6 protein-coding genes are annotated in these 5,493 nt (G+C 71.3%); 1 reads left to right on the top strand and 5 read right to left on the bottom strand.

The window, feature by feature from the left end:
* Positions 1 to 1,592, top strand: a 1,592-nt coding sequence (locus CCN39_RS41895) for a tetratricopeptide repeat protein (protein ID WP_341867728.1), incomplete at its 5' end; no start/stop codon positions are given.
* A 271-nt stretch (positions 1,593 to 1,863) separates the two neighbouring features.
* Here CCN39_RS41895 and CCN39_RS41890 read toward each other — a convergent pair.
* From CCN39_RS41890 to CCN39_RS41870, 5 genes are all read right to left on the bottom strand, one after another.
* Complete coding sequence (locus tag CCN39_RS41890; RefSeq protein WP_086852003.1) at positions 1,864 to 2,529, bottom strand: hypothetical protein; 666 nt, start codon at positions 2,527 to 2,529, stop codon at positions 1,864 to 1,866.
* Between the two features lie 251 nt (positions 2,530 to 2,780).
* Positions 2,781 to 3,662, bottom strand: coding sequence for a hypothetical protein (locus CCN39_RS41885; RefSeq protein WP_086852001.1), 882 nt, complete (start codon positions 3,660 to 3,662; stop codon positions 2,781 to 2,783).
* Positions 3,659 to 4,135, bottom strand: a complete 477-nt coding sequence (locus tag CCN39_RS41880) for a DUF6932 family protein (RefSeq protein WP_086851999.1) — start codon at positions 4,133 to 4,135, stop codon at positions 3,659 to 3,661. Before CCN39_RS41880 ends, CCN39_RS41885 begins: the two co-directional genes overlap by 4 nt.
* Before the next feature lie 57 nt (positions 4,136 to 4,192).
* Positions 4,193 to 4,585, bottom strand: coding sequence for a hypothetical protein (locus tag CCN39_RS41875; RefSeq protein ID WP_086851997.1), 393 nt, complete (start codon positions 4,583 to 4,585; stop codon positions 4,193 to 4,195).
* Between the two features lie 14 nt (positions 4,586 to 4,599).
* Positions 4,600 to 5,325, bottom strand: coding sequence for an OmpA family protein (locus CCN39_RS41870; RefSeq protein WP_244211247.1), 726 nt, complete (start codon positions 5,323 to 5,325; stop codon positions 4,600 to 4,602).
* Between the last annotated feature and the right edge of the window lie 168 nt (positions 5,326 to 5,493).

Raw genomic sequence — 5,493 nt, 5'->3', positions numbered from 1 at the left:
GCACCGCCGAGCAGGTGCGGCCGCTGCTGCCGCCGAGCGCGCGGACGATGACGGTAGTGACCAGCCGCTCGCGCCTCGACGGGCTCGCCGTCTCGAACGCGGCCAAGCAGCGCGTGCTCGGCACGCTCGCGCCCGACGACGCCGTGGCGCTCATCGAGGAACTCGCCGGCCCGGCGAGCCTCAACCACGCCCTCGCGCGGCTCTGCGGCTACCTCCCGCTGGCGCTGCGGATCGCGGGGGCGCGGCTCTCGGCGAGCGCGCAGCGGACCGCGGAGGAGCTCGTCGACGAACTCGGGAACGAACGCACCCGGCTCGCCGGGCTCCAGGTCGACGGGGCCGACGACAGCGTCCGCGCGGCGTTCGACGTCTCCTTCCGCGGGCTGCCCGGCGAAGTCGCCGAGACGTTCCTGCAGCTGGGCGCGATCCCCGGCGTGCTGGTCGGGCCGCACGTGATGGCCGCGGTCGCGCAGATCCCGGTGGCCGAAGCGCGACGGCGGCTGCGCGCGCTGGCCGCGCACAACCTCATCACCGAGACCGAGCGCGACGTCTTCGTGCCGCACGACCTCGTCTGGCTGTACCTGCGCGAACTGGCCGAGACGGAACTCGGTGACAAGGAGCGCGACGAGGCGCTCGGCTGGACGGTCCGCTACTACCAGGCGGTGGCTGACCGGGCGCGGCGCCGGCTCGGCCGGGTCGCCGACCCGCTCGACTTCTCCGACGTGCTCGCCGACGACGCGATGCCACCGCTGCTCGGCTTCGCCGAGGCCCACGACTGGTTCGCGGCCGAGTGGCCGAACGTCCTGGCCGTCCTCGACGCCGCGTACGCCTCGGGCCGCCACGACGACGTCTGGCGGCTCGCCCGGCTGGTGCACACCTACTGGGTCGTGTGCCCGCTGCTGGACGAGTGGACGCGGATGGCCGACCTCGGGGTCGCCGCCGCCGAAGCGGCGGGCGACGTCGCGGGGCAGTGCTGGCTGCGGCTGTCGCGGTGCGAGATCGCGTTGACCTTCGAGCTGCCGGGGTTCGGGCTCGCCGACGCCGAGCAGGCGGCGCGGCTGTCCGCCGGGACGGCCGACCAGCGGCTGCGGACGTCGGTGGACCTGCACCTCGGGCGCGCGCTGAGCCGGCTCGGCGACCACGAAAAGGCCATCGAGCGGCTGGCCGCCGCCGTCGCGAACGCCCCCGACGTCACCCTGCGCGGGCAGGCGCTCAGCAGCTGCGCGCAGGCGGAGAAGCGGGCGGGCCGGCTGTCCGACGCGATCGCCCACCAGCGCGCCGGCCTGTGGATCGACCGCGAACTGGGCGACGACGACCAGGTCGTCCTCTCGCTGGACAAGCTGGCTGAGCTGAGCCTGCGGGCCGGGGACCACGAGGCCGCCGAGCGGTACGCCTGGGAAGCGATCGACCTGGCGATCAGCCGCGAGTTCGTCGCGCGGGAAGGGGCGCTGCGGCTGACGCTGGGCCGGGTGCTGCGGGCCCGCGGCGACATCGACGGCGCGCGGGAACAACTGGCGTTGGCGGTGCGCATTTACGAGCGCGTGCACCCGAAGCTCGTCGGTGAGGTGCGCGCCGAACTCGCCGATCTGCAGTGAACCCTTTCCGACACTTTCGCCGTTCGGGAATTTCGTTGCGAATGGGTCACGACCGCGCCCATTCGCTCAATCCTTAGTGGATTCTTAGTGGGCGCGGGCGGTGTCCGCGTAGGTTCGGCGGTGCCGGCAGAGCCCTAGGGGAGGGGCAGGCGGAGACGCCGGTGCCAGGCCCCGCGCGGGAAACCGCCGCGGGACCCGGAGCCGCCAGGAGCGGCTCGTGGCGGCCCGGCCGGCCGACGTGGGGGTAGGCCGGCCGGTCGCCAGGCGGCCGTCAGCCGACGTTCGCCGTGCAGAGCGCGATCGTCGCCCCGCTGTTTTCCGCGACCTTCTTGCCGTCGACGAGAATGGCGCAGCTGATTTCGTTGCTGACCGTCGCATTGCGGGTGTCCGCGGTGAGCGTCAGCAGGTAGGAGCCATTGTTGTAGGACGCCTGGCCCTGCCACGCGTCGGTGCTGGCGGGGGCGTTCTCGGTGCGCTGGTCGTTGAGGCTGCCGTAGCGGACGGTCGCGCCGCCGGCGGAGGTGACCTGGAACGTCACGGCGTGCTTGTCGGTGGCCACCGCGGGCAGGTGCAGCCCGGACTCGCCGCCGCCGAAGAAGGTCGAGTACAGCAGCATCCCGGCCGTGGTGAGCAGCGCGGCGGCCGTGACGGCGGTGGCGGTGATCGCCACCCCGCGGTCACCCACGGTGCCCTTCTTGGCCTGGACCAGCCCGGTGATGGCCAGGACCAGCCCGATCCCGCCCAGCGGCCACGCGACGAACTCGAGGTCCGGGACGAACGTGACGACCAGGGCGGCCACACCGAGCAGCAGGCCGACGATCGCCAGGATGTTCCGTGCGGGCTTCGCATTGGCTTGACGACGCTCCGTGGCCGTCACCGGCGGCGCGGGCCGTCCGTGACGCGCGGCGGCCGGCGGGTACTGCGGGTCGGTCATCATGCGAACCCCTTCGGGTGGGAGTGCGACGACGTTAACCCATAAGTGTGGCCCAGAACGAAATTGTTACATTCTGGAAAAAGTCATTGTCCCACCATTTACGGTCAGGTATCGATATTTCCTGACATCGCGGGCAGGGTGTGGCCCGGTGATCAATGGGAAGAATATCGGAGTTCCCACTGTTTTCCTGGCCTGTTCGGCCCACGACGACCGTCGGTACCGGTGTTCAAGACGAAAGTCGCATACCGGACTTCTCAGTCGAAAAGGCTTACTTCCGGCGTGATTTCGAGGAGTTCGAAGACCGGCCGGCCGCGGCGTCCGTCGATCGTCGTCGTGCGCACGACGCGTAGCCGGGCCGTCACCGGGCGGTCGAGGTTTTCCTTGATCTGGTCGAGCAGATCCGGCGCCACCGCGCCCTGGATCGTGCCGCCCGACTCGCGGTCGAGGTAGAAGATGCGCCGCCGGGTCCGGACGCCGTCGAGCCGGCCGCGGACCGTCTCGTAGCCGACCTCCTCGCGGGACTCGCGGAGGCTGCCCTGCAGGATCCGCGCCTGCTCGGTGGTCATGCTGCGGGTGACCTGCTCGCCCGCGGTCGGGGTCAGCGCCATCCCGATGCCGGCGTTCTTCGCGACGGCGTTGACGATGTCGCTCACCGCGTTGCGGACGGTGTCGCGCTGCAGCAGCACGGCGTCGAGCGCGCCGTCGTCCGAGCCGTTCGCCGGCAGGAAGTCGCACAGTTCCTTGACCGCGCGCTCGGACAGCGTCTCGATGCCGTCGACGATCAGGGCGTCGTCGGCCAGCGGCTCCGGGAAGCCGAAGAAGATCGCGTTGCCCGCCTGGCCGCGCTGGATCAGCGGCGCCTTGTCCCGGTCGGTCTGCTGGACCTGGGTGACCTCGCCGGACGGGTTCCGGATGATGTGCCCGATCTTCGCCGTCGCGTCCTGCAGCGCGCGGCTGATGTCGGAGAAGGTGTAGGCGTCGATGGTCTGCTCGCCGATCACCGAGACGTGCAGCAGCGGCGAGCGGGACGTCCGCTCGAACTTGGCGTTCGCCGCCATCGCCGAGGCGCGGGCCAGGTCGTCGAGCCACGTGCCGCCGGGGATCTCGTCGGCGATGCGCCGGAACTCGTTCCTCACCAGATCATCTCCGGGTAGCCCCTGCCGCCTTCGGCCCAGACCTCGGCCCACACGTCTTCGTCGCCGGGGCGGCACAGGAAGCCGTCCAGCATGCCGCCGACCGGCTGCACCTGGTCGAGGTACATGGCCGGCTGCCCGACGATCACGCCGCGCAGCGTGAGCAGACCGTAGAGCGCGGACCGGCCGGCGTCGTCGAGCCGCTTGAGCGCGCCCCACTCGTCCGGGATGAGGACGACGTCGAGGCTGCGCGGCGGGTGGGCGGTCCGGGTGATGAGCTCGCCGCCGATCCAGGCGCGGCCGGACGGGATGATCCGCCGGGCGACGCCGAGGTAGCTGTTGAGCGCGCTGAACAGGATCTCGCGGTCGTTCTGGTGCGGGGCGTCGAACACCAGGCGTTCGTAGACGTCGGCGAGGTCACCCGCGTGCCGGCCCGGCGGCAGGACCTGCTGCGGCGTCCAATGGGGGAGCGCCACTCCACCCCCTCCTCAGCCCTCGCTCACAGTGCGTAGCCGAACTTACCAGGATGGGTGTCAGGCACCGCGCCCAGGCTGCTGCGGCCACTGCGGGGCCTCTTCGGACTCCGGCCAGGCGGGCTCTTCTTCGGTGGGCCAGTCTTCGGCCTGCGCTCCCCGCTGCGGCGGCAGGGGGAGGTGCCCTTCGCGGTGGCCGACGGGATCTTGTTCGTCGTCGTCGTGCACGTCGGCCCGCCGATCGGGCGCGTGCTGCGCCCAGGCGGCGGGGATGAACTGGGTTTGTTCGGTGGAGAGCGGAGGCGGGGGCTCGTAGCGCGGTTCTTCCACGGGTTCTTCTTCGGGCACGGGCTCGGGCCTCTTCGCGGCGCGCAGGACGAGCCACGAGGTCAGCGCGCCCAGGGCGAAGGCGACGATCAGCCACAGCCAGATCTGTCCGAACAGCCAGAACATCAGCTCATCACCCCTCAAACGACCGTGATCTCGACACGCCGGTCTTCTTCGCCACCGGTGGCCGGCCGGGTGTCGCCCAGCCCCCGGTAGGTCACGCGGTTGGCCGCCAGCCCGGTGGAGGTGAGGATCCGCGCGACGGCCCGGGCGCGGTCCCGCGAGAGCTTGAGCGCGGCGCTTTCCCCACCGGGACCCCGCGCAACGTGCCCGGTGACGCGGTACCGGAAGCCGGCGGGCGCCTTGGTGAGGGCGACCGCAACGCTGCGCGCGGCCTGCTCGCCGTCCGGGGTGAGCTTCGCGGTGTCGGGCTCGAAGGCGATGGGGGCTTCGGTGAGCATCCGATCGATCTCGGCTTGGACGCCGGCTTTGTCGGTGGGAGGAGGAGCGGTGGTGCTGGTGGTCGGCGGCGGGCTCGTCGGGGTGGTTTCCGTGGTCGGCTGGCTGGTGGTGCTCGGAGCCACGGGGGTGACGTCACCGTTGACCTTGGCGGCCCGGACACCGTCGACGTTCTGGACGATTTCGAGGGCCCGCAGGGCTTGCCCGGGCGGGAAGCCGCTGAGGGTGGCATCCCGCCCGTCGAACCGGACATCGCCGGTGGGCAGCCCGGCTTGGAAGAGGGCGGCCTGGGCTCGCGCGGTGAGATCGCGTTCGAGCCCGCCGGACTGAGTCCAGGTGGCGACCCCCGCGAGCAGCGCTGTGACCAGCACCGCAACCGGGACCACGAGGATCCAGCGCTGACGCATAAGGGGACTGTAAGCCGGGTGTGCCGGGTTGGCGAGCTGAATCCGGGTGGCGATCCACAAGTTGTCCCCAGGTAAGTCGACATGTGGACAACTCGGGAGATCGTGTTCGTTCGGGCACGGAGTGTCGGAGGTGGGCGGTAGGGTGGAGACGGGTGGTTCCCCCAGGGA

The sequence above is a fragment of the Amycolatopsis kentuckyensis genome (assembly GCF_002155975.1).
GTDB classification, from domain to species: Bacteria; Actinomycetota; Actinomycetes; order Mycobacteriales; family Pseudonocardiaceae; genus Amycolatopsis; species Amycolatopsis kentuckyensis.
The sequence above is the reverse complement of the archived record's forward strand: the minus strand, read 5'-3'. Positions and strand labels throughout refer to the sequence as shown.

Excerpts from the sequence above, each read along its gene's own strand:
- CCN39_RS41875 (WP_086851997.1), bottom strand. The coding sequence starts at position 4,585 with ATGTTCTGGCTGTTCGGACAGATCTGGCTGTGGCTGATCGTCGCCTTC.
- CCN39_RS41870 (WP_244211247.1), bottom strand. The coding sequence starts at position 5,325 with ATGCGTCAGCGCTGGATCCTCGTGGTCCCGGTTGCGGTGCTGGTCACA.
- CCN39_RS41890 (WP_086852003.1), bottom strand. The coding sequence starts at position 2,529 with ATGATGACCGACCCGCAGTACCCGCCGGCCGCCGCGCGTCACGGACGG.